The 24,218-nt window shown below is 73.3% G+C and carries 24 protein-coding genes and 1 riboswitch; of the genes, 13 read left to right on the top strand and 11 right to left on the bottom strand.

The annotated features are described in order from the left end of the window. Nucleotides 1-89: 89 nt before the first annotated feature. Genes ACIPK4_RS10845 through ACIPK4_RS10835 form a run of 3 tightly spaced genes read right to left on the bottom strand, consistent with a single transcriptional unit; the run spans nt 90 to nt 3,680 of the window. The gene (locus ACIPK4_RS10845; RefSeq protein WP_402311062.1) at nt 90-716 is read right to left on the bottom strand and encodes a TetR/AcrR family transcriptional regulator; all 627 of its coding nucleotides are present in this window, start codon (nt 714-716) and stop codon (nt 90-92) included. A gap of 29 nt (nt 717-745) precedes the next feature. After that, nucleotides 746-2,830 carry a YhgE/Pip family protein gene (locus ACIPK4_RS10840; protein ID WP_402311060.1) on the bottom strand — a complete coding sequence of 695 codons (2,085 nt, stop codon included), beginning with the start codon at nt 2,828-2,830 and terminating at the stop codon, nt 746-748. Beyond that, on the bottom strand, nt 2,802-3,680 hold the full coding sequence (locus tag ACIPK4_RS10835; protein ID WP_402311058.1) for an ATP-binding cassette domain-containing protein: 879 nt from the start codon (nt 3,678-3,680) through the stop codon (nt 2,802-2,804). Before ACIPK4_RS10835 ends, ACIPK4_RS10840 begins: the two co-directional genes overlap by 29 nt. Nucleotides 3,681-3,875: 195 nt before the next feature. Here ACIPK4_RS10835 and ACIPK4_RS10830 point away from each other — a divergent pair, with 195 nt between their 5' ends. The 5 genes from ACIPK4_RS10830 (at nt 3,876) to ACIPK4_RS10810 (ending at nt 8,238) form a co-directional block, all read left to right on the top strand. Continuing rightward, nucleotides 3,876-4,403: an SAV_6107 family HEPN domain-containing protein gene (locus ACIPK4_RS10830; RefSeq protein ID WP_402311056.1), complete on the top strand. Its 528-nt coding sequence runs from the start codon at nt 3,876-3,878 to the stop codon at nt 4,401-4,403. Nucleotides 4,404-4,491: 88 nt separating this feature from the next. Continuing rightward, nucleotides 4,492-5,265 carry a methyltransferase gene (locus ACIPK4_RS10825; RefSeq protein ID WP_402311053.1) on the top strand — a complete coding sequence of 258 codons (774 nt, stop codon included), beginning with the start codon at nt 4,492-4,494 and terminating at the stop codon, nt 5,263-5,265. Nucleotides 5,266-5,572: 307 nt separating this feature from the next. After that, nucleotides 5,573-5,977, top strand: a complete 405-nt coding sequence (locus tag ACIPK4_RS10820) for a DUF3040 domain-containing protein (RefSeq protein WP_402311050.1) — start codon at nt 5,573-5,575, stop codon at nt 5,975-5,977. 136 nt (nt 5,978-6,113) lie between these two features. After that, nucleotides 6,114-6,749 carry a DUF4126 domain-containing protein gene (locus tag ACIPK4_RS10815; protein ID WP_402311047.1) on the top strand — a complete coding sequence of 212 codons (636 nt, stop codon included), beginning with the start codon at nt 6,114-6,116 and terminating at the stop codon, nt 6,747-6,749. 67 nt (nt 6,750-6,816) lie between these two features. Then, nucleotides 6,817-8,238 carry a phytoene desaturase family protein gene (locus ACIPK4_RS10810; RefSeq protein ID WP_402311045.1) on the top strand — a complete coding sequence of 474 codons (1,422 nt, stop codon included), beginning with the start codon at nt 6,817-6,819 and terminating at the stop codon, nt 8,236-8,238. A 72-nt stretch (nt 8,239-8,310) separates the two neighbouring features. Here the strand turns inward: ACIPK4_RS10810 and ACIPK4_RS10805 are convergent, their stop codons facing one another. The 5 genes from ACIPK4_RS10805 to ACIPK4_RS10785 all read right to left on the bottom strand — a co-directional run bounded on the left by ACIPK4_RS10805 (nt 8,311) and on the right by ACIPK4_RS10785 (nt 12,788). Next, a complete protein-coding gene (locus tag ACIPK4_RS10805) occupies nt 8,311-9,264 on the bottom strand; it encodes a hypothetical protein (RefSeq protein ID WP_402311043.1) in 954 nt (317 codons plus the stop codon). A gap of 51 nt (nt 9,265-9,315) precedes the next feature. Beyond that, the gene (metF, locus tag ACIPK4_RS10800) at nt 9,316-10,233 is read right to left on the bottom strand and encodes a methylenetetrahydrofolate reductase [NAD(P)H] (RefSeq protein ID WP_054225584.1); all 918 of its coding nucleotides are present in this window, start codon (nt 10,231-10,233) and stop codon (nt 9,316-9,318) included. A 69-nt stretch (nt 10,234-10,302) separates the two neighbouring features. After that, nucleotides 10,303-10,953, bottom strand: a complete 651-nt coding sequence (gene thiE, locus ACIPK4_RS10795) for a thiamine phosphate synthase (protein ID WP_402311041.1) — start codon at nt 10,951-10,953, stop codon at nt 10,303-10,305. Between the two features lie 71 nt (nt 10,954-11,024). Beyond that, nucleotides 11,025-11,390 carry an Rv2175c family DNA-binding protein gene (locus tag ACIPK4_RS10790; RefSeq protein ID WP_376196152.1) on the bottom strand — a complete coding sequence of 122 codons (366 nt, stop codon included), beginning with the start codon at nt 11,388-11,390 and terminating at the stop codon, nt 11,025-11,027. Nucleotides 11,391-11,564: 174 nt separating this feature from the next. Further along, complete coding sequence (locus ACIPK4_RS10785; RefSeq protein ID WP_402311038.1) at nt 11,565-12,788, bottom strand: NAD(P)/FAD-dependent oxidoreductase; 1,224 nt, start codon at nt 12,786-12,788, stop codon at nt 11,565-11,567. A 92-nt stretch (nt 12,789-12,880) separates the two neighbouring features. Next, nucleotides 12,881-12,993: riboswitch (TPP riboswitch) on the top strand. On the opposite strand from ACIPK4_RS10785, the gene thiO reads away from it, so the two are divergent. The 6 genes from thiO (at nt 12,991) to ACIPK4_RS10755 (ending at nt 18,871) form a co-directional block, all read left to right on the top strand. Next, the gene (gene thiO, locus ACIPK4_RS10780; RefSeq protein ID WP_402311036.1) at nt 12,991-14,172 is read left to right on the top strand and encodes a glycine oxidase ThiO; all 1,182 of its coding nucleotides are present in this window, start codon (nt 12,991-12,993) and stop codon (nt 14,170-14,172) included. It overlaps the preceding riboswitch by 3 nt. Further along, the gene (gene thiS, locus ACIPK4_RS10775) at nt 14,169-14,369 is read left to right on the top strand and encodes a sulfur carrier protein ThiS (protein ID WP_030156043.1); all 201 of its coding nucleotides are present in this window, start codon (nt 14,169-14,171) and stop codon (nt 14,367-14,369) included. The genes thiO and thiS overlap by 4 nt, the downstream gene beginning before the upstream one ends. A 5-nt stretch (nt 14,370-14,374) precedes the next feature. Further along, nucleotides 14,375-15,169, top strand: a complete 795-nt coding sequence (locus ACIPK4_RS10770) for a thiazole synthase (protein ID WP_402311034.1) — start codon at nt 14,375-14,377, stop codon at nt 15,167-15,169. A gap of 262 nt (nt 15,170-15,431) precedes the next feature. Beyond that, nucleotides 15,432-17,342 (top strand): Stk1 family PASTA domain-containing Ser/Thr kinase, encoded by a 1,911-nt coding sequence (gene pknB / locus ACIPK4_RS10765; RefSeq protein WP_402311032.1) that lies wholly within the window; start codon nt 15,432-15,434, stop codon nt 17,340-17,342. An 18-nt stretch (nt 17,343-17,360) separates the two neighbouring features. Next, nucleotides 17,361-18,218, top strand: coding sequence for a deoxyribonuclease IV (locus ACIPK4_RS10760; RefSeq protein ID WP_402311030.1), 858 nt, complete (start codon nt 17,361-17,363; stop codon nt 18,216-18,218). Nucleotides 18,219-18,319: 101 nt separating this feature from the next. Then, nucleotides 18,320-18,871: a DUF4396 domain-containing protein gene (locus tag ACIPK4_RS10755; RefSeq protein ID WP_402311028.1), complete on the top strand. Its 552-nt coding sequence runs from the start codon at nt 18,320-18,322 to the stop codon at nt 18,869-18,871. Nucleotides 18,872-18,899: 28 nt separating this feature from the next. On the opposite strand, the gene ACIPK4_RS10750 is transcribed toward ACIPK4_RS10755, so the two are convergent. Continuing rightward, nucleotides 18,900-19,532 carry a sulfite oxidase-like oxidoreductase gene (locus tag ACIPK4_RS10750; RefSeq protein ID WP_376196159.1) on the bottom strand — a complete coding sequence of 211 codons (633 nt, stop codon included), beginning with the start codon at nt 19,530-19,532 and terminating at the stop codon, nt 18,900-18,902. A 201-nt stretch (nt 19,533-19,733) separates the two neighbouring features. On the opposite strand from ACIPK4_RS10750, the gene bfr reads away from it, so the two are divergent. Beyond that, nucleotides 19,734-20,213: a bacterioferritin gene (bfr, locus tag ACIPK4_RS10745; protein WP_054225592.1), complete on the top strand. Its 480-nt coding sequence runs from the start codon at nt 19,734-19,736 to the stop codon at nt 20,211-20,213. Nucleotides 20,214-20,229: 16 nt separating this feature from the next. Here bfr and ACIPK4_RS10740 read toward each other — a convergent pair whose 3' ends face one another. Continuing rightward, nucleotides 20,230-20,469: a bacterioferritin-associated ferredoxin gene (locus ACIPK4_RS10740; RefSeq protein ID WP_402311024.1), complete on the bottom strand. Its 240-nt coding sequence runs from the start codon at nt 20,467-20,469 to the stop codon at nt 20,230-20,232. 155 nt (nt 20,470-20,624) lie between these two features. Then, on the bottom strand, nt 20,625-21,989 hold the full coding sequence (locus tag ACIPK4_RS10735; RefSeq protein ID WP_376196160.1) for a class II 3-deoxy-7-phosphoheptulonate synthase: 1,365 nt from the start codon (nt 21,987-21,989) through the stop codon (nt 20,625-20,627). Nucleotides 21,990-22,279: 290 nt separating this feature from the next. Here ACIPK4_RS10735 and ACIPK4_RS10730 point away from each other — a divergent pair, with 290 nt between their 5' ends. Further along, nucleotides 22,280-24,196, top strand: coding sequence for an anthranilate synthase family protein (locus tag ACIPK4_RS10730; protein ID WP_402311022.1), 1,917 nt, complete (start codon nt 22,280-22,282; stop codon nt 24,194-24,196). Nucleotides 24,197-24,218: the final 22 nt, after the last annotated feature.

The following is a 24,218-nucleotide window of genomic DNA, read 5'->3' as shown; positions in this document are numbered from 1 at the left end:
GACGGCGCGGCCCGCGGGCGGGCGGCGCCACCAGTTCTACGCCGTCCCGCCGCACCGCGGCACCGCCGATCGGGGGTCATGGGCCCCCGTCAGCGGTTCCCGCTGACCCGTCCCCGCAGCAGCAGCGACAGCGCCGAGTGCACGTCGTCCAGCGACCGCTCGCTCTGGAACGACTGCCAGTCCAGCGCGGCGACCAGCACCATGCCCACCATCGCGGCGGCCGTCAGCTGCACGTCGATCTCCGCGCTGAGCTCGCCCCGCTCGACGCCCTCGCGCAGCACGGTCTCCACGACGGCGACCGCCTCCCGCCGGACCACCATCAGCGTGGACTGCCAGGTCCGGTTGGTCCGCCACAGTTCGGCGACGTACAGCTGGGTGAACGCCGGGTACCGGTCGATGAAGACGAGACCGGCCCGGATCATCTCGTCCAGTGCCTCGACCCGGCTGCCGCCCCGCCGCTCGGTCTCCTCGGCCGCCTCGCGCAGCGAGGCCGTCAGCAGCCCGACGCCGTGCCGCAGCAGTTCCTCGAAGAGTTCGTTCTTGCTGGCGAAGTTGTAGTAGACCGTTCCCTTCGCCACCCCCGCCCGTTCGGCGATCTCGTCGACCGTGGTGGCGGAGAAGCCCTGCTCGGCGATGAGCGTGACGGCCGCCTCGTAGAGCCTCTGGCGGGTCGCCTGCCGGCGGCTGCCGCCGGTACCGGTGCTGCTGGTGTCCATGGCGCTGATTCTCACAGGTCAACCGCTCTCTACAGGCTCAGTTCCGGGTGCAGCCGGTCCATCGTCCACACCTGCTTGCCGCGGGCTGCGAGCGCCGTCAGGGCGAGGGAGCCGACGGTGAAGGCGGCCAGGACCGCGCAGCCGACCCAGACCCGGGTGAGGTCGCCGCCGGAGATCAGGCGGCGCAGCCCGTCGACGATGTGGGTCATCGGCAGGTACGGGTGGACCCAGTTGAAGAAGGCGGGACTCGTCTGAACGGGGTACGTACCGCCCGCCGAGGTCAGCTGGAGCATCAGCACGACGAGGACCAGGATCCGCCCGGCCGCCCCGAACTTCGCGTTGAGCCACTGGACCATCGCCGCGAAGCAGGCGGTGGCCAGGGCGAGGAAGCCGAGGGTCAGCGCGGGGCGCGCCATCTCCAGGCCGAGGCCCCAGTGCAGTACGGACATCAGCGCGAGCACCTGCAGCACGCCGATGCCCACCACGGGCAGCCAGCCGGCGAAGGCGATCCGCCAGGGCGAGGCGCCCGCGGCCAGGGCGCGCCGGTTCAACGGGGCGATGAGCATGTAGGCGACCATCGCGCCGACCCAGAGGGAGAGCGGGATGAAGTACGGCGCGAAGCCGGTGCCGTAGTTGGGCGCCTTGTGCAGGGACTGGCTGGCGAGCTTGACCGGGTCGGCCATCACCTGGGTGCGGGTGTCGCGCTGCTGCTGGTCGTAGTCCGGGATCTTGCCGACGCCGTCGTGCAGGCCACCGGCGAGCTCGCCGGTGCCGTCGACGAGCTTGTACATGCCGCCGTCGAGGCGGTGGGCCCCGTCGCCGAGCTTGCCGACGCCGTTGCCGAGGGCCTCGGAGCCGTCGGTGGCCTTGCCGAGGCCGGTGTGGAGCTGGGTCATGCCGGTGGCGACCTTGTGGGCGCCGGTGTTGAGGGCGTTGACCTGGGAGACGGCGGCGTCGAGCTTGGAGGAGAGGCCGGGCGCCGCCTTGGCGAGGTCACGGGCCTGCTTCTCCAGGGCGGTCAGCTGCCGCTTGAGCGCGGCGAGGTCGCCGTTGCTGTCCTTGACCAGGGTGTTGACGTCGCCGGCGAGCAGGGCGGCCTCGGCGGCGTCGTCCTTCAGCCTCTTCAGCTGGGGGCAGGTCGCGGGCGCCGGCTGGGCGCCTGCCGTGCAGGTCTTCGCGTAGATGTCGGCGGAGCCGGTGGAGACGCGCCGGGTCACGGCGGCGGCGGCCGGGGCCTTCTCCGCGAAGGTGTCCAGGTGGTTGTTGACGACCTTGGCGGTGTCCGCGACCAGGACGGCCGTGTCGGCGATCTGCTGGGGGTCCTTCAGGAGCGGCTTGGCCTGGGAGGCGGCGGCGGCGACCTTGTCGGCGAGGGTCTGGGTGCCGTCGGCGATGTCCTGCGTGCCGGTCTCCAGCTTGCCCGCGGCCGCGTCGAGCTTCTTCAGCCCGCCGGTGATCTCCCCGTTCTTCTCCTCGACCGTGTCGAGGCCGTCGGCGATCTCCTTGGCCCCCTGCTGGGCCTTGCCGGCCCCGTCCTTGAGCTGGTCGGCTCCGTCGGCCGCCTGGGCCGTCTTGTCGTGGAGGTCGGAGAAGGAGACGAAGATCTTGTCGAGGAAGCCGCGGGAGGCGTTGGCGGACGCGGCCGAGCGGACCTCGGAGAAGACGGTGCGCGAGATCGACCCGACGATGTAGTTGTTCGCGTCGTTCGTACGGACCTGCAGGGCGCTGGTGGTGGGGTCGTCACCCGCACTGGAGGTGATCTTCGTGCTGAAGTCGGCGGGCATGGTGAGGGAGAGGTAGTACGTGCCCTTCTCCACCCCCTCGGCCGCCTCGTCGGCGCTGACCTCGCGCCAGTCGAAGGTCTTGCTGTCGCGGAGCTTCCTGGCGATCTCGGCGCCGGCGTCCAGGTGCTTGCCGTCGACGGTGGCGCCCTTGTCGGCGTTGACGAGGGCGACGGGCACCTTGCCCAGGTTCTTGTACGGGTCCCAGAACGAGCACAGGTACAGCGCGCCGTACAGCAGCGGCAGCAGGAGCAGCGCGATGAGAGCGGCGACGGGCAGCTTCCCCCGCCCGAACCGCTTCAGCTCAAGCGCGGCGAGCTTCGGCGAGCGCATCGTCCGTCCCCTTCGTGTCTTCGATGTCTTCGGTGTCTTCGGCGTCGACGTCGGCCTCGTCGGCTCGGTCGGCGTCTGCGGCGTCTGCGGCGTCCGCGGCGTCCGCGGCGTCCGCGGGCCGTGCGCCGGCAGCGGGTCCGGTGGTGTCGGCCGCGGCGGGGCCGGTGCGCAGGACCGTCGCGTCGTCCGGGGCGTCGCTGCACACGGCGAGGACGGTGGTCCCGCGGGCGGCGATCGAGCGGAGCATGGTCCACGCCTCGGCGCGTTCGGCGTCCGGGAGCTTGAGGTCCAGGTCGTCGAGGGCCAGTAGCCGCGGCGAGCCCAGCAGGGCGATGGCCACGGACAGCCGGACCGCCTCCAGGCGTTCCAGGTCCCGTACGGAGGTGCGCGGCCCCTTGGGCAGCGTGGCGAGGTCCAGCCCGGCGGCGGCCAGCGCTGCCTCGATCCGGGCGGCGGCGGCGGTGCGCCGCTCGGCGCGCGGACGGAGCAGGGCGCGGACGGGGCCCTCGTAGCGGCGCTGGAGCAGGGCGCCCTCGCGCAGCTGCTCGGCGACGGTGAGGGACTGGTCGAGCTCGTTGACCGAGGTGACGGGGCCGAGGGCGGCGATCCTGCGGACCGCGGCCATGTGCTTCGGCAGCCGGTGGCCGGCGATCTCGGCGTGGCCCTCGGTGGCCTTCATGCGGCCGGTGAGGGCGAGGAGGAGGCAGGTCCGGCCGCTGCCGGAGGGCCCTTCGACCGCGATGAGCGAGCCGGGCCGCGCGTCGACGCCCACCCCCCGGAACACCCAGCCGCGCGGGCCCTTGAGTCCGAAGTTCTCGGCCTTGACGGCCGCACCGTGCGGGCTGTCCACGCCGTCCCCCCTTCTTTTGAACTGACCGGTCAGTTCAAAAACTACCACCTTGAAGACCACCACAGGTGCACAGGGGGGCAGTTGACCGGACAGAGCGGGCAAAAGAGCAGGTCAGGGCGATTGTCAGTGGTGACCGTCACGATGGGGGCAGGAACAAACACAGACACAGCAGTACGCAACGACAGGAGGTTCGTCATGGCCACACCGTCCCCGTCCCCTGTCCACCCCGTCCCGCGCAGGTCGGCGGCACCCTCCCCTCCGGCTCCGCCGTGGGGACACCCCAAGGCCGCGCTCGATCTGCTCGCCAAGGCCCGCGCCGGCCTGGCCGAGGCCGTCCGGCTGACCCGGCCCAACGAGCGGTACGCCACCGCCCACCTCGCCGCGCTGCGCACCGCCGCGGCCGTGCTCGCCGCGCGCGGACGGCCCGAGCCGGCCGGCGCGCGGCGCCGGCCCCGGATCCGCAGCGCGTGGGAGGTACTGCCGGAGATAGCGCCGGAGCTGACGGAGTGGAGCGCGCTGTTCGCCTCCGGCGCCGACCGCCGGGCCCGGGCGGAGGCGGGGATACGGGACGCGGCGACGGTCCGGGACGCGGACGACCTGGTGCGCGCCGTGGAGATGTTCCTGCGGCTGGTCGAGCGGATGCTCGCCCTCCAGGCACCGGCGCCGACGCTGCCGCAACCCCGCCCCGAGCACCCGCGGCCCGCGGACGCGGACGCGGGCTGAGCTGCCCGGGTGACCGGCGGGACATCACCCAGGCAATAGGGTGGGACACGCATCTCCCACCCCTTGTCGCGCCGAGGAGCCATCAGCCGTGTCGGACACTTCCCGCCCCCGCGCCTCCCTTCGCACCGCCGTGGTGTGGGAGGTCCTCAAGGAGGCCCTCGACCGCCGGGTGAAGGCGACCGGGCGGGACGTGCTCGACGTGCTGGACACCGGCGGCGGCACCGGCAAGTTCGCGGTGCCGGTGGCCCGGCTGGGCCACCGGGTGACCGTGGTCGACCCCAGCCCGAACGCGCTGTTCGGGCTGGAGCGCCGGGTCGCCGAAGCCGGGGTCGCCGACCTGGTCCGCGGAGTGCAGGGCGACGCCCAGGGCCTGCTGGAGGTCGTCGAGCGCGACGCCTACGACGTGGTGCTGTGCCACGGCGTGCTGGAGTACGTGGACGACCCGGCCGAGGGCGTGGCCAACGCGGTCGCCGCCCTGCGCTCCGGCGGCAGGCTCAGCCTGCTGGCCGCAGGCCTCGGCGGAGCCGTGTTGGCCCGCGCGCTCGCCGGCCACTTCACCGAGGCCCGGACGGCGCTCACCGACCCGGCCGGCCGCTGGGGCGCGGGCGACCCGGTACCGCGCCGCTTCACGGCCGAGCAGCTCGCCGAGCTGGTCGGCGGGGCCGGCCTGGAGGTCGGCGCGGTCCACGGGGTCCGCGTCTTCGCCGACCTCGTCCCCGGCGTCCTGGTCGACACCGAGCCCGGCGCGGTCGAGGCGCTGCTGCGCCTGGAGGAGGCCGCGGCCGAGCTGCCGGCGTTCCACGCGGTCGCCACCCAGCTGCACGTCCTCGGCACCAAGCCCCCGCGCGAGGAGCACGCCTGATCTGCGGAGTTCCGCGCACGGAGTACGCCGGACACCCTCCGGTCCAGCGGTCGGCCCCGTATGATCGTTCTCAGTGACCGGCATGGTGGACGGCCGATGGGGAATAAGTGCCTCAGTGACCGCCCACCCGGCGGTACGGTTTCGCGCAGGGTTTCGCCCGGGCAGCGGCTTCTGGGGCGGTGCCTCTCCCGGGCACTGTTTTTGTAACCTGGCGAAGAGGGCGGGTGTCACGGGGACGATTCCCCGCCTATCCTGAAGGGGACCCCTGGTCGCTACCCCCCGCGACCGACGGATGAGGAGGACTCCCGTGCCGCTCTCGGAGCACGAGCAGCGAATGCTCGAGCAGATGGAGCGAGCGCTGTACGCCGAAGACCCCAAGTTCGCGACAGCGCTTGAGGGAAGCGGACTGCGTACGTACACCCGGCGACGGGTCTACCAGGCAGTCGCAGGCATTGTGGTGGGTATCGCGCTCCTCATGACCGGTGTGATCATTCCGAACGTACTCTGGGTCAGCGTGGTGGGATTCCTCGTCATGCTCGGCTGTACGGTCCTCGTGGTCACCGGTTGGCGCAAGGCACCCAAGCCTGGCGAGCAGCCCGTCTCCGGCAGTTCAGGCGGTTCGGCCCCCGGCCGCAACCGACAGCGTCGGTCGATGATGACCCGCATCGAGGAGCGGTGGCAGCGCCGCCGCGACGAACACGGGCAGCAGTAGGGGCCCGCAGACATGAGCCGAGGGGACGGCCGCCGCACGGCGGCCGTCCCCTCGCGGCTCCGTCCCCGTGGCGGCGGTCCCCGCCCGTCTTCCGGATCGCCCCTGCCGCGGCGCGGTCCTGCGGCATGATGACCCGGTGAGTGTGCTCCCCCTGGTCTTCACCAGCGGCTGGGCCAGCGGGATCAACGCCTACGCCGTGGTCCTCCTGCTCGGCGTCTTCGGCGCGACCGGACTGACCGACGAGGTCCCCGCGTCCCTCCAGCGCACCGACGTGCTGATCGTCGCCGGGGTGCTGTTCCTCTGCGAGGCCGTCGCCGACAAGATCCCGTACGTGGACTCGGTCTGGGACGCGGCGCACACCGTGATCCGCCCGGTGGCCGGGGCGGTGGTCGGCGCCCTGCTGGCCGGCCAGAGCGGCTCGCTCCCCGACATCGCCGCCGGCGCGGTCGGCGGCTCCACGGCGCTGGCCAGCCATTTCGTCAAGGCCGGCACCCGCATGGCCGTCAACACCTCACCGGAGCCGTTCAGCAACATCGCGCTGAGCACCGCCGAGGACCTGGGCGTGGCCGGCATCGTCACCTTCGCGATGTTCAACCCGCAGGCCGCCGCGGTCATCGCGGCCGTCCTGCTGGCCGCCGGGCTGACCGTACTGGTCTTCCTCTGGACCCGGATCCGCCGCTTCCTGCGCCGCCGGGCGCAGCGCCGCGAGGAGAGAAGGCTCGCCGCCGAGGAGCGCGAGGCTGCCGCCCGGACCCCGGCGCCACCCCGCTGACCTGGGCGCCGGCCCCGCACCGACCTGCCGCCGACCTCCTGCGGACCCGCTCGGTAGGGTCATCCGCATGGCACGAATTGCGGTGATCGGCGCCGGCATGGGCGCGATGGCTACGGCGGCCCGGCTGGCCGTGGCGGGGCACCGGGTGACGGTGTACGAGCGCGGGTCCACGTACGGCGGCTCCGTCGGCCGGTACGAGCGCGAAGGCTTCGCCTTCGACACCGGTCCCGGTCTGCTGCATCTGCCCGCCGTCTACCGCGACCTGTTCGTCAAGACCGGCAAGCGGCCCCTGGAGGACTGCGTCGAGCTGGTCCAGGTCGATCCGGCCGTCCGGCACGTCCTCGCCGACGGCACGGCCGTCACCCTCCCGGGCGGCTCGCGCGGCGGCGCCGCCGCCGTCCTCGACCAGGCCTTCGGCGCGGGCGCCGGCGACCGCTGGAACGCCGTCCTGGGCCGCGCCCGGGACGCCTGGAACGCCACCCGCCGGCCGCTGCTGGAGGAGCCGCTGCGCCCCGACTGGCAGGTGCTGGGCCGCGACCCGTACCCCGCGGTGCGCGGGAGCGGCCTGCTGCGCCGCCGCCCGCCCACCCTCGCCGAGGTGGCCGCGCGCGAACTGGGCGGGGAGCTCGGCGAGCTGCTGGCCGCCCGGGTGCGGGCCTACGGGGTCGACCCGGCCACGGCGCCCGCCTCGGCGGCCGTGCTCCCGTACATGGAGCAGACCTTCGGCAGCTGGTACGTGCGCGGTGGGATGCGGGCGCTGGCCACCGCCGTCCACGAGCGCTGCCGGGAGCGGAAGGTCGACTTCGTCTTCGACACCCCGGTGCGGGAGGTCCTGGAGCGGGACGGCCGGGCGGCGGGGCTGCTGCTGGCCGACGGCTCGCAGGCCGCGGCCGACTTCGTGGTCTGCGGGGTCGACCCGCGGCAGCTGGGGGTCCCACTGCCGGCCGGCGGCGCCCCCGCTCGCGGGCCCGGGGTGACGAGCCGGCTCACCCTGCTGCTGGCACTGCGCGGCGCCCGCCCCGCGGACGCCGTCCACCGCACCCTGGTCCACTCCCCCGGCGCCCAGCTGACCGTGCTGCGCCCCGATGATCCGGCCGTACGGCTCGACGCGGACCACGAGGCGGTCACCGTGAGCGCCGTCTGCGGCCCCGAGGGTCCTGGGGGCGCCCCTGCGGGCCGCACGGAGGAGCTGCTGGACCTGGCGGCCCGGGCCGTACCGGGGCTGCGCGAGCGGCTGCTGTGGACGCAGGCGCGTACGCCCGCGGACATCGAGGCGGCGACCGGCGCACGGGGCGGCGCGGTGCCCCCGCCCGCGCTGGCAGGAGCGGCCGGCCGGATGCTCTACCCCGCCAACACCACGGCCCTGCCGGGGCTGTTCCTCTCCGGCGGCTGGGCGCACCCGGGCGGCGGGCTCGCGCACGCCGGGATGACCGGAGCCCTGGTGGCCGGACTGATCGTGGAGGGCGCGGGGTTCCGCGGCTCCCGGTGACACACCGGCAGTGGCACGCCGGCGCCCCCGGGAGGAGCTCCCGGGGGCGCGCGCGGTGTCGGTGGGCGGGCGTCAGTAGCGGTACTGCTCGTACTCGCCGGTGCCCTGGTACGGGTACTGCTGCGGCTGGGGCTGCTGCTGCGGGTACGGGTTCTGCTCGTCCCCGGGGTAGGCCTGGGAGGCGCCTTCGGTGGACCGCTGCTGCGGCACCCACACCCCGCCGGGCGGGGTGTCCATCGAGTACTGCTGCTGGCCGCCCGCGCTCGCGTACGGGTCGGCGGAGTAACCGGCGTACGGGGTGTAGTCGTACGGCTGTTGCGGGATGACGGCGCCGCCGGTGCCGATGTACGGGTCCGAGTAGGCTGCGTAGACCTGCTGTTCGCCGCCGGCCGGATAGCCCGCGGAGTAGTCGTAGCCGCCCTGGGCCTGCGCGTCGTAGGCCGGCGCGTCGTACTGGGCGGCGTACTGGTGGGCGTCCTGCTCGGCCGTGGCGAACGGCGGGGCGAACGCCGCCGTCCGGCCCGCGTCGGCGGTGGGGGCGAAGCTCTGTATCCCGTACGAGCCGGTGTCCTCGGGCAGCGGCTCGGGGCTGTAGAACTCCGCGGCCGGGGCATGGAAACGCGGTTCGGGCGCCTCCTTCTCGGGCGTGTCGGCGCCGTCCCGGTCCGCCGTCGTCCCGTCGGAGCCGTACTCCAGCGCGGTGACCTCCAGCGCGGGCCCGGGGCGCGGACCGCCCGCCCGCCGGCGCCGGGTCTGCCGTACGGGCTTGCCGCCCTTGCGCAGCGCCCAGCCGGCCTCGAAGCCCTTGCGGAAGGAGAGCGTCACCAGGGTCTGGCCCACGGCGAACGCGGCCGCGCCGATGCCGATGACCGGCACCGACGGCAGCACCACCCCGGCGACCACACCGAGGAACCCGGCGAACGCGAGCAGGCGCCAGCGCAGCCGGGCCTTGTACTGCATCAGGACCTCGGCAAGCAGCCACAGCGCGACGAAACCGAACGCGATGTAGAGGACCGTCATTCCCATGCGTGGCACCTCTCGGTACGGCCGACCGCCCAGGAAACGGGGGCCGGCCGATCAGGCCCGCTGGTGCAGGCCCAGGTTCTCGTAGATCTCGAGAGTCGCCGTGGAATTGTTCAGCGTGATGAAGTGCAGCCCCGGGACACCCTCGGACAGCAGCCGCGCGCAGAACTCCGTGGCGAACTCGATCCCAATGGAGCGTACAGCGGCTGGATCGTCCTTGACGGCGAGCATGCGCTCTTTCACGGCTGCGGGGAAGACTGCGTTGCTGAGTTGGGGCAGCCGGTCGAGCTGCTTGATCCCCACAACAGGCATGACCTCGGGGATGATCGGGGTCTCGCAGCCCGCCTTCTGCGCACTGTCGCGCAGCCGCAGATAATTCTCCGGATCGAAGAACATCTGGGTGATCGCATAGTCGGCCCCCGCGCGGCACTTGTCCACGAAGTGCCGGATGTCCGTGTCCCAGTCCTGCGAACGCGGGTGCATCTCGGGGAAGGCCGCGACGCCCACGCAGAAGTCACCGGACTCCTTGAGCAGCCGGACCAGGTCGGCGGCGTAGTGCACGCCCTCGGGGTGCGGGACCCAGGGACCCATGGGGTCGCCCGGCGGATCGCCGCGCACGGCGAGCATGTTGCGGATGCCCGCGTCGGCGAACTGGCCGATGACGTGGCGCAGCTCGGCGATGGAGTGGTCGACCGCGGTGAGGTGCGCGACGGGGGTCAGCGTGGTGTCGGCGGCGATCTCCTGGGTGGCCTTGACGGTGCCGCCGCGGGTGGAGCCGCCGGCCCCGTAGGTCACGGAGACGAAGCTCGGGCCCACCGCCTCGATCCGGCGCAGCGCGTTCCAGAGGTTGCGCTCGCCCTTCTCCGTCTTGGGGGCCCAGAACTCGAAGGAGTACGACGGGCACCCGGACGCCAGCAGGTCACGGACCGTGCGTGCACGGTCCGTACGGGTGGAAGCGGTACCAAGGGCCATACGGGCAGGTTAGACGGGCCTTCGCAGAGGCCGAAGCGGTGTCCGCCTTTTGGACACGTTTTTGGACACCTATGCGCGGACGCGCTCCCGGACCCGCTTGGCCAGGTCGGCGGCGGCCGCACGCGGGTCGGAGGCCTCGGTCAGGGCGCGGACGACCACGATGCGGGTGGCTCCGGCGTCGAGGACCTCGTCGAGGTTGCCGGCGTCGATGCCGCCGATGGCGAACCAGGGGCGGGCGGGGGCCAGCGAGGCCGTGTACCGGACCAGTCCGAGGCCGGGGGCGTGGCGGCCGGGCTTGGTGGGGGTGGGCCAGCAGGGGCCGGTGCAGAAGTAGTCCACGCCCGGCTCGGCGACGGCGGCGTCGACCTCGGACTCGGCGTGGCAGGAGCGGCCGATCAGGACGTTCTCGCCCAGGATCGCGCGGGCGGCGGGCACCGGGATGTCGCCCTGGCCCAGGTGCAGGACGTCGGAGCCGATGGCGTGGGCGACGTCGGCGCGGTCGTTGACCGCGAGGAGCCTGCCGTGGCGGCGGGCGGCCTCGGCGAAGACCTGGAGGTGTTCGAGCTCCTCGCCGGCCTCCATGCCCTTGTCGCGGAGCTGGACGATGTCCACGCCGCCCGCGAGGACTTCGTCGAGGAACGCGGGGAGGTCCCCCTGCCGCTTGCGGGCGTCCGTGCACAGGTAGAGCCGGGCGTCGGACAGCTGGGCGTTCACGGACATGGGTCCCCCGGGGTGGGAGCGGTGCACGGGCCGTCGGGCCCGCGCACCGCGGATGGATCAGGCGGCTCGGATCAGAGGGCGAGCGCCTGAGCGCGGCGCTTCACCTCCGTGCCGCGATTCTCGCTCAGTGCCTGGACGGGGGTACCGGGCAGGGTCGGGTCGGCGGTGAAGAGCCACTCCAGCATCTCCTCGTCGGAGAAGCCGTCGTCGCGCAGCACGGTCAGCAGGCCCGCGAGGCCCTTGACGACCTTGTCGCCGTCGATGAAGGCGGCGGGCACCTGCAGCGCGCGGTTCTCACCGCGGCGTACGGCGATCAGCTGACCTTCCTTGACCAGCTGGCGGACCCGGGTCACTTCGATGTCGAGCATCTCCGCGATGTCGGGGAGGTACAGCCAGGCGGGGACAAGGGCATCGATCTTTGCGTCAATCTCGGTCACGTGCACAAGCCTGCCACCTCGGACCGACAGCCGGTACCCGAGCCGACCCGTCCGGGTCCCGGCGGCGCCGCCGCGCCCCGCACCGCACCCGGACCCCGCGTCCGGCTCCCCGGTCCCGCGCCCGGCTCCCCGGACGCGGGACCGGCGCGCCCACCGGACGCGCGGCCGGCGCGCCTACCCGGCCAGCGCGGACTTCAGGGGCGTCGCGGGGTCGGCGATCTTGGCCGGATCCACCGGGGCGCCCGTCTCGATCAGCTTCCGCCCCTGCGCCAGGTCCCGCGGCCGGCCCACCGCCAGGACCGCGACCAGCACCCCGGCGCGCAGCCAGCACACCGACCACGCCGCCTCGGCGGGGTCCCCGCGCCACAGCAGCTCGTCCGCCCCCGCGTGGTGCCCCGCGTACTGCACGAAGCGCCCGAACTGCTCCGACCAGAAGTACGGCACCGGGTCGTAGACCTGGGCCGGCGCCCCCATCAGGATGTTGGCCGCGACCACCCGGGGGCCCTGGAGGGCGTTGTCCCAGTGGTGCACCAGCAGCCGCGTCCCGTAGCGCGCGGACGGGAACGACGCACAGTCGCCGACCGCGTACACGCCGGGCAGGGAGGTCCGCAGGTACGCGTCCGCCGTGACCGCGCCCTCCGGCCCGAGCTCGATCCCCGAGCCCTCCAGCCACCGCGTCGCGGGCCGGGCCCCGATGCCCACGACCACCGCACCCGCCGGCAGCTCCCGCCCGTCGGCGAGCAGGACCCGCCCGGGTTCCACCGAGGCCACCTTGGCGCCGGTCAGCAGGGCGGCCCCCGCCTCCTCGTACCAGCGGGTCATGGGAGCCGCGACCTCCGCCGGGAGCGCCCCGGCCAGCACCCGGTCCGCCGCCTCGACCACGGTCACCGCGCAGCCCGCCTCGCGGGCCGCGGTGGCGAACTCGGCGCCGATCCAGCCGGCCCCGACCACCACCGTCTCCGGCGCCGCGGCCAGCACCGGGCGCAGCCGGGCCGCGTCGTCCAGGGTGCGCAGGAGGTGCACGCCCGGGACGCCCTCGGACCCGGGCAGGGTCAGCGGCTGCGCGCCGGTCGCCAGCACGAGCACCTCGTACGGGACCGGCCCGGCCTCGGTGTCCAGCTCGCGGTCGGCGGCCCGCAGCCCGGTGACCTCCACACCGAGCCGGAGCTCGACGTCGAGCCCCTCGAAGTCCACGTCGAAGGCGGAGTCCTCGGCCTTGCCGAGCAGCACCGCCTTGGACAGCGGGGGCCGGTCGTACGGCTGGTGGGGCTCGGCGCCCAGCAGGGTCACGGGGCCCCTGAAACCCTGCTCCCGAAGGGCGACCGCAGTCTGCACCCCGGCCATTCCGGCGCCGACGATGACGACGCCGCTCTGAGTCTGTTCCGTCTGCTCGCTCACACCGCCCACCCTAGCGATCTGACTGGCAGTCAGGAACGGTGGCCCGGGGAGGCAGCCTTACCCGGCCCCCGCGGCGGGGTTAGGCTGGCCGTCGTACCTATCGCGGGAGTCCGGGCGCACCGGGCTGAGAGGGAGGCTGAGCGGCCTCCGACCGTACGAACCTGATCCGGGTCATGCCGGCGAAGGGAGGGGCTGGACGCCCATGCACTCATCTCGGAAGGGATCCGGCCGGGGATCCGACGTGCTCGTCATCGGGGGCGGGATCATCGGCCTGGTCACCGCCTGGCGGGCGGCCCGGCACGGGCTGCGGACCGTGCTCGCCGACCCGGCACCCGGCGGCGGGGCCGCGCAGGTCGCGGCCGGCATGCTCGCCGCCGTCACCGAACTGCACTACGGCGAGGAGACCCTGCTGGGCCTCAACCTCGCCTCCGCCGCCCGCTACCCGGAGTTCGCCGCCGAGCTGACCGAGGCCAGCGGCGGGATGGACCTCGGCTACCGCGCCTGCGGCACGCTCGCCGTCGCCCTCGACGCCGACGACCGGCTCCACCTGCGGGAACTGCACGCCCTCCAGCGGCGCTGCGGTCTGGAGTCCGAGTGGCTCACCGGCCGCGAGTGCCGCCGCCTGGAGCCGATGCTGGCCCCGGGCGTCCGCGGCGGGCTCCGCGTGGACGGCGACCACCAGGTCGACCCGCGCCGGCTGGCGGCGGCGCTGCTGGCCGCCTGCGAGGGCGCCGGGGTGGAGGTCCGCCGGGCCGGCGCCGAGCGGCTGCTGACCGCCGCCGACCGTGCCGTCGGCGCGCTGCTCGACGACGGTACGGAGCTGCGCGCGGACCAGGTGGTCCTGGCCGCGGGCTCGCTCAGCGGCCGGCTGGCCGGCGTACCGCCGCGGGTGCTGCCCCCCGTACGGCCCGTGAAGGGCCAGGTGCTGCGGCTCTCGGTGCCGGCGGCGTACGCGCCGTTCCTGTCCCGGACGGTGCGGGCGGTGGTCCGGGGCAGCCACGTGTACCTGGTGCCGCGGGAGAACGGGGAGCTCGTCGTCGGGGCGACCAGCGAGGAACTCGGCTGGGACACCACGGTCACCGCCGGCGGGGTGTACGAACTCCTGCGGGACGCACACGAATTGGTGCCCGGCATCACCGAACTGCCGCTGACCGAGACCCGGGCCGGGCTGCGGCCCGGCTCCCCGGACAACGCCCCGCTGCTCGGCCCGACGGACCTGCCCGGCCTGCACCTGGCCACCGGCCACTACCGCAACGGGGTGCTGCTGACCCCGCTCACCGGCGACGTGATGGCACAGCTGCTGACCACCGGCACGCTGGCGGAGATCGCCCGCCCGTTCACCCCGCGCCGCTTCAGCGCCGCACGTCAGGAGTCGTACGCATGACCATCTCCGTCAACGGCGAGCCGCGCGAGATCGCGGCCGGCACCACCCTCGACGCGGTGGTCGCCACCCTGACCGCGGCCCCGTCGGGCGTCGCGGCCGCACTGAACGAGACCGTGGTCCCCCGCGGCCAGTGGCCGCTCACGCCGGTGGGCGAGGGCGACCGGGTCGAGGTCCTCACCGCGGTGCAGGGGGGCTGAGCGCGATGGCGGACGACGCTTTCGAACTGGGCGGACGGACCTTCTCCTCCCGCCTGATCATGGGGACCGGCGGGGCGCCGAGCCTGGACGTGCTGGAACGGGCGCTGATCGCGTCCGGCACGGAGCTCACCACGGTGGCGATGCGCCGACTGGACCCGACCGTGCAGGGCTCCGTCCTGTCGGTGCTGGGCCGGCTCGGCATCGCGGTCCTGCCGAACACCGCGGGCTGCTTCACGGCGGGCGAGGCGGTGCTGACCGCGCGGCTCGCGCGGGAGGCCCTGGGCACGGACTGGATCAAGCTGGAGGTCGTCGCCGACGAGCGGACCCTGCTGCCGGACGGGGTGGAGCTGCTGGACGCGGCGGAGACCCTGGTCGACGAGGGCTTCACCGTGCTGCCCTACACGAACGACGACCCGGTGCTGGCCCGCAGGCTGGAGGACGTGGGCTGCGCGGCGATCATGCCGCTGGGATCGCCGATCGGCTCGGGCATGGGCATCCGCAACCCGCACAACTTCGAGCTGATCTGCGAGCGGGCCGGGGTCCCGGTGATCCTGGATGCCGGAGCCGGCACGGCCTCGGACGCGGCCCTGGCGATGGAGCTCGGCTGCGCGGCGGTGATGCTGGCGTCGGCGGTGACCCGGGCGCAGGCGCCGGTGCTGATGGCGACGGCGATGCGGGACGCCGTGTCGGCGGGGCGGCTGGCGTTCCGCGCGGGCCGCATCCCGCAGCGCCGCTTCGCGCAGGCCTCGTCCCCTGCGGAGGGCCAGGCCGCCCTCGACCCGGAACGCCCGGCGTTCTGACCCGGCCCCCGACCCCCGGCGGGGCCGGATTCCGGTGCCGCCGGCCTTCGGATACCGGTGCCGCCGGCGTCCGGATACCGGTGCCGCCGCGGTTCGGGGCCCGGGGTGCCCCCGGCGGGCGCCGGGGCGGGTTCCGGGGCCGGCCCCCCCGGCAACGGGGCCGCGCCGTCACGGGCCCGGGCGGGGCCGCCGGACGTCACAGCTGCGCTGCAAGACGCACCACCCTGGCCGGGGGGCCGGGGCCCGCTCGTAGAATCGCCGCGTGGACACGACCCTGGATGACCCCCTCGTCGGGCAGACACTCGACGGCCGCTACCGCATCGACGCGCGCATCGCGGCCGGCGGCATGGCCACGGTCTACCGGGCCGTCGACACCCGCCTCGACCGCGTGCTCGCGCTGAAGGTGATGCACCCGGCGCTCGCCGCCGACGCCGGCTTCGTCGACCGGTTCATCCGGGAGGCCAAGTCCGTCGCCCGCCTGGCGCACCCCAACGTCGTCGCCGTCTTCGACCAGGGCACCGACGGGCCGTACACGTACCTCGCCATGGAGTACGTCTCCGGCTGCACGCTCCGCGACGTCCTGCGCGAGCGCGGCGCGCTCCAGCCCCGCGCGGCGCTCGACATCCTCGAGCCCGTCCTGGCCGCGCTCGGCGCCGCGCACCGCGCCGGGTTCGTACACCGTGACATGAAGCCCGAGAACGTCCTGATCGGCGACGACGGCCGGGTCAAGGTGGCGGACTTCGGGCTGGTCCGGTCCGTGGACTCGGTCACGAGCACCACCGGCTCCGTCCTCGGCACCGTCTCCTACCTGGCGCCCGAGCAGATCGAGACCGGCGGCGGCGACACCCGCGTGGACGTCTACGCCTGCGGTGTCGTCCTGTACGAGATGCTGACCGGCTCCAAGCCGCACTCCGGGGGCACCCCCGCCCAGGTGCTCTACCGGCACCTGCACGAGGACGTGCCGCCGCCGTCGGCCGCCGTCCCGGGGCTGCCCGCCGGCCTGGACGAGCTCGTGGCGTACGCCGCCGCCCGCGATCCGCAGCTGCGCCCCGCCGACGCGGCCGCCCTGCTCGGACTGACCCTCGACGTGCGCGCGCGGCTCGGCGACGCCGAGCTGGACGCCGTGCCGCCGCAGGCCCGGGCCGAGGCGCGGAGCGCCACCGAGGACCGCACCAGCGTGATCCCGCGGCCCGCCGCGGTGCAGCCCGTGCACCTCACGTCGCGGCTGGAGCTCCCCGAGCGCCCCGAGGCACGGCCGGCCGAGGCGCCGCCGGCCCCGCGCGGACCGCGGCGCGGCACGCTGCTCGTCATCGCCGGGATACTCCTCGCCCTCGGTCTGGGCACCGGGGTCTGGTACATCAACGCCGGCCAGTTCACCAAGGTCCCCAACCTGCTGGGCAAGAGCGAGGCGCAGGCCAGGTCGGACCTGTCCGCGGCGGGCCTCGGCGTGAAGCGGATCGACCGGAAGTTCAGCGACGCCTTCGACCGCGGGACGGTGATGAACTCCGACCCCGAGAGCGGCAAGCGCATCCGCGGCAACGGCGCGGTGGTGCTCACGATCTCGCGCGGCCCCGAGGTGGCCGTCGTGCCGGACCTCAAGGGAAGGACGCTGGACGACGCCAAGGCCGAGCTGGCCAAGAGCAACCTGGCGCCCGGTCTGGTCACCCAGGCGTTCAGCCAGGACGTCCCGCAGGGTTCGGTGATCAGCACCGACCCGGCGGGCGGGCAGAAGCGCTCGCCCGACACGGCGGTCGCGATCCTGGTCAGCAAGGGCCGGCCGGTGCAGGTGCCGAACGTGGCGGGGCGGCCGCTCGACCAGGCGCGGGCCACCCTCCAGGACGCCGGCCTCAAGGTCGAGACGGCTGCCGACCAGGTCAATTCGCCGTTCCCGGCGGGTACGGTCGCCAACCAGTCGGTCGGCGCGGGTGCCCAGGCCTCGACCGGTGACACGGTGACGCTCACCGTCTCCAAGGGCCCGCGGCAGATCCCGGTGCCGAACGTGACCGGCCAGGAGGCGGAGGTGGCCCGCAGGACGCTGGAGGCGGCCGGTTTCAAGGTGAAGGTGGAGCGTCCGCTCATCTCCTTCAGCACCACGGTGGACGCCCAGTCGGTGCCGGGCGGCCAGAGCGCCCCCGAGGGCAGCACGATCGTCCTGCGGACCAAGGGGCTGTAGCAGCAGATGGACCAGGCCATGCGCAATCCCGTGGGCGGGCACGTACCCGTCGCCGGCGGCCTTGCCTCGGTGGGGCTGACGTACGCGCGGGAGATGGGTGCGGAGGCCGTGCAGGTCTTCGTGGCCAATCCGCGCGGCTGGGCGACGCCGGTGGGGAACCCCGCCCAGGACGAGCTGTTCCGGACGGGGTGCGCGGACGCGTCGATCCCGGCTTACGTGCACGCCCCGTATCTGATCAACTTCGGCTCGCACACCGGGGCGACCGTCGAGAGGTCCGTGGAGTCGCTGCGGCACTCGCTGCGCCGCGCCCGCCGGATCGGGGCCCTCGGGGTGGTGGTGCACACCGGCTCGGCCACCGGAGGGCGCCCGCGCGAGGCGGCGTACGCGCAGGTCAGGGAGCACATGCTGCCGCTGCTGGACGAGCTGGTGCACGACGACGACCCGTTCCTGCTGCTGGAGTCCACGGCCGGGCAGGGGTCTTCGCTGTGCTCGCGGACGTGGGACTTCGGGCCGTACTTCGAGGCGCTCGACCATCATCCGAAGCTCGGGATCTGCCTGGACACCTGCCACATCTTCGCGGCGGGGCACGATCTGGCGGAGCCGGGCGGGACCAAGCAGACGCTGGACCTGCTGGTGGACACGGTGGGCGAGGGGCGGCTGAAGCTGATCCACGCCAACGACTCGAAGGAGGGCGTGGGCGCCCACAAGGACCGCCACGCCAACATCGGACAGGGGCACATCGGCCGGGACGCCTTCGCCGAGCTGTTCACTCACCCCGCGACGGAGGGCGTCCCGCTGATCATCGAGACGCCGGGCGGCAAGGACGGTCACGCGGCGGACGTGGCCCTGCTGAAGGAGCTGCGCGAGCTCCACTGATCCGTGGAGGACCCGGGACACCGGGAGTGCGGGAATACCCCTGGGGGGTATACGGTTCTGCGCAGTGCAGAGCCGCTGTCAGGCGTTCCCAGGGGGTTGTCATGAACCACGAACACCACGAGCACCACGCACACGCCCACCACGCACACGCAGAGCACGCACACGCAGAGCACGCGCAAGCAGAGCACGCGCAGCACCCGCACCCCGGCGCCGGCCGGGCGAGCTGGGCCACCGCCTCGAAGGCGACCCTCCACTGCCTCACCGGATGCGCCATCGGCGAGGTGCTCGGCATGGTCATCGGCACGGCGTTCGGCTGGGGAAACATCGCGACGATGGTCCTGGCCATCGTCCTTGCGTTCTTCTTCGGCTACGCGCTCACGCTGCGCGGGATCCTCGCCTCGGGCGTGGACCTGCGCGCGGCCGTCCGGGTGGCGTTGGCGGCGGACACGCTTTCGATCGCCGTCATGGAGCTGATCGACAACGGCGTGATCGCCGTATGGCCGGGAGCGATGGACGCGCACCTCTCGGAGGCGCTCTTCTGGATCGCCCTGGCGATCTCGCTCGCGCTCGCCTTCGTCGTCACGACCCCGGTCAACAAGTGGATGATCGGTCGCGGCAAGGGGCACGCGGTCGTGCACCGGTACCACCACTGACGGGCGGACCCCGCAGGGCCGGCCCCGGCTACAGCTCGGGGCCGTCGCCCGGCTCCTCCTGGTACGAGTAGCGCTGCTCGCGCCAGGGGTCGCCGATGTTGTGGTAGCCGCGCTCCTCCCAGAAGCCGCGGCGGTCGGCGGTCATGTACTCGATGCCGCGGACCCACTTGGGACCCTTCCAGGCGTACAGGTGCGGGACCACGAGCCGCACGGGGAAACCGTGCTCCGCGGTGAGCAGTTCACCGCCCTCGTGGGTGGCGAAGACGGTCCGCTCGGAGGCGAAGTCGGCCAGCCGCAGGTTGGAGCTGAAGCCGTACTCGGCCCACACCATCACATGCGTGACCTGCGGCGAAGGCGGCGCCAGGGCGAGGATGTCGCGCGCGAGCACCCCGCCCCATTCGGCGCCCCGCATGCTGAACTTCGTCACGCAGTGCAGGTCGGCCACGACCGATTCGAACGGCAGGGCCGTGAACTCCTCGTGGTTCCAGCAGTACTTCTCACCGTTGGCGGTGGCCCCGAAGACGCGGAACTCCCAGCGGTCCGGCTTGAACTTGGGGACCGGGCCGTAATGGGTGACCGGCCAGCCGCGCTGCAACCGCTGCCCCGGTGGAAGCTCCGGCTGCTCTGCTCCCGGAGATTCCCGGCTTTCCGGCTGACCCATGACTCCATGGTGACAGACGCGGCAGGGTGGTCACGACCAGCTACGCCCCTATACGGGCAAGTCACACCAACTCACACTAAGGAGGCACTTACTGGACGGCCCCCTGCGGCGGTGCGAGGATGCGCGCACTCCCCCAGCCACGGCTGGGGCGATATCCCAGCCCCGTCACACAGCTGACATTGCCTGGAAGGAGCCTCTGCGATGCAGGGCGACCCCGAGGTCCTCGAGTTTCTGAACGAGCAGTTGACCGGCGAGCTCACGGCGATCAACCAGTACTGGCTCCACTACCGGATCCAGGACAACAAGGGTTGGACCAAGCTCGCGAACTACACGCGTTCCGAGTCCATCGACGAGATGAAGCACGCGGACAAGCTCACCGAGCGCATCCTCATGCTGGACGGGCTGCCGAACTACCAGCGACTCTTCCACGTCCGGGTGGGCCAGACCCTGACGGAGATGTTCCAGGCGGACCGGCAGGTCGAGGTCGAGGCCATCGACCGCCTCAAGCGCGGGATCGAGGTGATGCGCGGCAAGGGCGACGTGACCTCGGCGCGGCTCTTCGAGGACATCCTGGGGGACGAGGAGCACCACATCGACTACCTCGACACCCAGCTGGAGCTGATCGAGAGCATCGGCGAGCCGCTCTACATCGCGCAGCTGCTGGAGCAGCCGGAGAGCTGAGCCCCGCGCGCGAGCCCTACGCGGCTTCCACGAGCTCCGGGTCCGCGGCGAGCACGGCGGCCGCGTTGCCCTTCTCCAGGAGCTCACGGCGCGGGCAGGCCCCGCGGCCCAGGATCCCCTGGATGGTGCGCACGCAGGATCCGCAGTCGGTGCCGGCCTTGGTGACCGAGGCGATCTGGCGGGGGGTGCAGGCGCCGGCGGCCGCGTGCTCCTTGACCTGCTTGTCGGTGATCCCGAAGCAAGAGCAGACGTACACGCGGTTCACCTCCCTGGAAGGAATGGTTTCTGCAGCCATCCCTATTCGGTGAGGCTTACCTAACCGTACCCAAAGCGAGGCTTGCCCAAAAGCCCCCGGAACGCCGATGGGGCACGGATCACATCGATCCGCGCCCCGTCGTCGTACGAAGCCACTTACTGATCGCGGTACATCTCCGCGACGAGGAAGGCCAGGTCCAGGGACTGGCTGCGGTTGAGCCGCGGGTCGCAGGCCGTCTCGTAGCGCTGGTGCAGGTCGTCGACGAAGATCTCGTCGCCGCCGCCCACGCACTCGGTGACGTCGTCACCGGTGAGCTCGACGTGGATGCCGCCCGGGTGGGTGCCCAGCGCCTTGTGGACCTCGAAGAAGCCCTTGACCTCGTCGAGCACGTCGTCGAAACGGCGCGTCTTGTGGCCGGAGGCCGCCTCGAAGGTGTTGCCGTGCATCGGGTCGGTGACCCAGGCGACCGTCGCACCCGAGGCCGTGACCTTCTCGACGAGCTCGGGGAGCTTGTCGCGGACCTTGTCGGCGCCCATGCGGACGACGAAGGTCAGCCGGCCCGGCTCGCGCTCGGGGTCCAGGCGGTCGATGTACGTCAGCGCCTCGTCCACGGTGGTGGTCGGGCCGAGCTTGATGCCGATCGGGTTGGCGATCTGCGAGCAGAACTCGATGTGCGCGTGGTCCAGCTGGCGGGTGCGCTCACCGATCCAGACCATGTGGCCGGAGGTGTCGTACAGCTTCCCGGTGCGGGAGTCCGTACGGGTGAGGGCGCCCTCGTAGTCCAGCAGCAGCGCCTCGTGGGAGGAGTAGAACTCCACCGCCTTGAACTCGGCCGGGTCGGTGCCGCAGGCCTTCATGAAGTTCAGCGCGTTGTCGATCTCCCGCGCGAGCTGCTCGTAGCGCTGCCCGGACGGGGAGGACTTCACGAAGTCCTGGTTCCAGGCGTGCACCTGGCGCAGGTCGGCGTAGCCACCGGTGGTGAAGGCGCGCACCAGGTTCAGCGTCGACGCGGACGCGTGGTACATGCGCTTGAGCCGCTCGGGGTCCGGGACGCGGGCCTCTTCGGTGAAGGCGAAGCCGTTGACGGAGTCGCCGCGGTAGGTCGGCAGGGTGACGCCGTCGCGGGTCTCGGTGTCCTTGGAGCGCGGCTTGGAGTACTGGCCCGCGATGCGGCCGACCTTGACGACGGGCACGGAGGCCGCGTACGTCAGGACGGCGCTCATCTGGAGCAGCGTCTTCAGCTTGGCGCGGATGTGGTCGGCGGACACGGCGTCGAAGGCCTCGGCGCAGTCGCCGCCCTGCAGCAGGAACGCCTCGCCCTTGGCGACGGCTCCCAGGCGGGCGCGCAGCTGGTCGCACTCGCCCGCGAAAACGAGCGGAGGATACGACTCGAGGTCCGCGACGACAGCGCGCAGTGCCTCGGCATCGGGGTACGAAGGCTGCTGCGCCGCGGGAAGGTCTCGCCAGGTCGCCTTGGCGGCGGGGGCTTGGGTTTCAGCGTTCACGGTCACCTCGTACACATTACGGCGTCTTGCGCCACGTCCAGCCCGGTGCCCACTCCGTGAGACGGGTGTCTCTCCGGGGCGCCCGGGGCGCGTGGGGGCTGCGGGCGCCGCGCCGGGTGGGCTATGGTCGGCCGCATGTACGCGCACTCGAACCAGAACTGGTGGTGGCCCGCTTCCGGCGGCCCACTCCTCGCGCGTACCCACTGACACGCACGACGCGAAGGGCCGCCCGAGGGGCGGCCTTCGGTGTTTTCCGGGCCCGGCCGTTCCTCTTCACCCCGCCGACGGAGAAGGACGCCCGCCCCATGGAACCCAGCCGCCTGCTCGACCTGCTAGACGACTCCTGCCCGCCGTTCGCCCTGCTGCGCCGCCGGACCCCCGGCCGCGACCACGACACCGTCGAGGTGCTGACCGGCCCGGTCCACGAGGCCGGGCTGCTCGCCGAGCTGCCCGTACGATCGCTTCCCACCCTCGCCCTCGTCCCGTTCCGGCAGATCCGCGAGCGCGGGTTCGACGTACGCGACGACGGCACGCCGCTGACCGTGCTCGCCGCAGAGGAGGCGTACGAGGTCCCCCTCGCGGAGGCGCTGGCCGTGCTGCCGGACCACGCGGTACGGGTCGGGGGCGGCGCCTTCGACGTGCCCGACGAGGAGTACGCGGCCACCGTCGAGCGGGTCGTCCGGGACGAGATCGGCCGCGGCGAGGGCGCGAACTTCGTCATCCGGCGCACGTACGAGGGCCGCATCGAGGGATTCGGCCCGGCCGACGCGCTCGCGCTGTTCCGGCGGCTGCTGCTGGGCGAGCGGGGCGCGTACTGGACGTACGTCGTCCACACCGGGGAGCGCACGCTGGTCGGGGCCAGCCCCGAGGTCCACGTGCGGATGTCCGGCGGCACCGTGGTGATGAACCCGATCAGCGGGACGTACCGCCATCCGGCCGGGGGCCCGACGGCCGAGTCCCTCCTCGCCTTCCTCGGCGACCGCAAGGAGACCGAGGAGCTGTCGATGGTGGTCGACGAGGAGCTGAAGATGATGTGCACGGTCGGCGACTGGGGGTCCCCCCAGCGAAGCGAGGGGGAGGGCGGGGTCGTCGTCGGGCCGCGGCTGAAGGAGATGGCGCACCTCGCGCACACCGAGTACGAGCTGCGCGGCCGGTCCTCCCTTGACGTGCGGGAGGTGCTGCGCGAGACGATGTTCGCGGCGACGGTGACCGGCTCCCCCGTGCAGAACGCCTGCCGGGTGATCGAGCGGTACGAGGCCGGCGGGCGCGGCTACTACGCGGGCGCGCTGGCGCTGCTCGGCCTCGACGAGGCGGGGGCGCAGACACTGGACTCCCCGATCCTGATCCGGACCGCGGACATCGCGGCGGACGGCGCGCTGCGGGTGCCGGTGGGCGCCACGCTGGTCCGCCACTCCGACCCGGCGGGCGAGGTCGCGGAGACCCACGCGAAGGCGGCCGGGGTCCTGGCGGCGCTCGGGGTCCGCCCGGCGGCGCCGCGGCCGGACTCCGCCGCGCCGGGCCTGGCCGCCGACCCCCGGGTCCAGGCGGCCCTGGCGGCCCGGCGCCAGGACCTGGCGCCGTTCTGGCTCCGGATGCAGGAGCGGCCGGCCGCGCCGGACGGGCACGCCCTGGTGGTGGACGGCGAGGACACCTTCACGGCGATGCTGGCCCACGTGCTGAGGGTGTCGGGGCTGGAGGTGACCGTACGCCGCTACGACGAGCCCGGGCTGCGGGAGGCGGCCCTGTCGTGGGCCGGCCCGGTCGTCCTGGGCCCGGGACCGGGCAACCCGGCGGACGCCGCCGACCCGAAGATGCGGATGCTGCGCGGGCTGACGGCGGAACTCCTGGCGGGGCACCGGTCCGGGATCCTGGGCGTCTGCCTCGGGCACGAGCTGCTCGCGGCCGAGCTGGGCCTGCCGCTGATCCGCAAGGCGGAGCCGGCGCAGGGGGCGCAGACGCGGATCGACCTCTTCGGAACGCAGGAGGTGGTGGGCTTCTACAACACGTACACGGCGCACTGCCCCGACGAGCTCGCCGGCCGGCTGGCCCGGTCGGGCGTCGAGGTCTCCCGGGACCCGGTGACGGCCGAGGTGCACGCCCTTCGCTCGGCGTCCGGCGGCTTCGCGGGGGTCCAGTTCCACCCGGAGTCGGTCCTCACCCTGCGCGGCGCGGACCTGCTGCACGAGCTCCTGACGGGCCTGCGCACCGCGGCCCCGGCCTGACCACCGCGCGAACGGGCCTGCC

It is taken from the genome of Streptomyces sp. NPDC086989 (assembly GCF_044745505.1).
GTDB lineage: Bacteria > Actinomycetota > Actinomycetes > Streptomycetales > Streptomycetaceae > Streptomyces.
The sequence above is the reverse complement of the archived record's forward strand: the minus strand, read 5'-3'. Positions and strand labels throughout refer to the sequence as shown.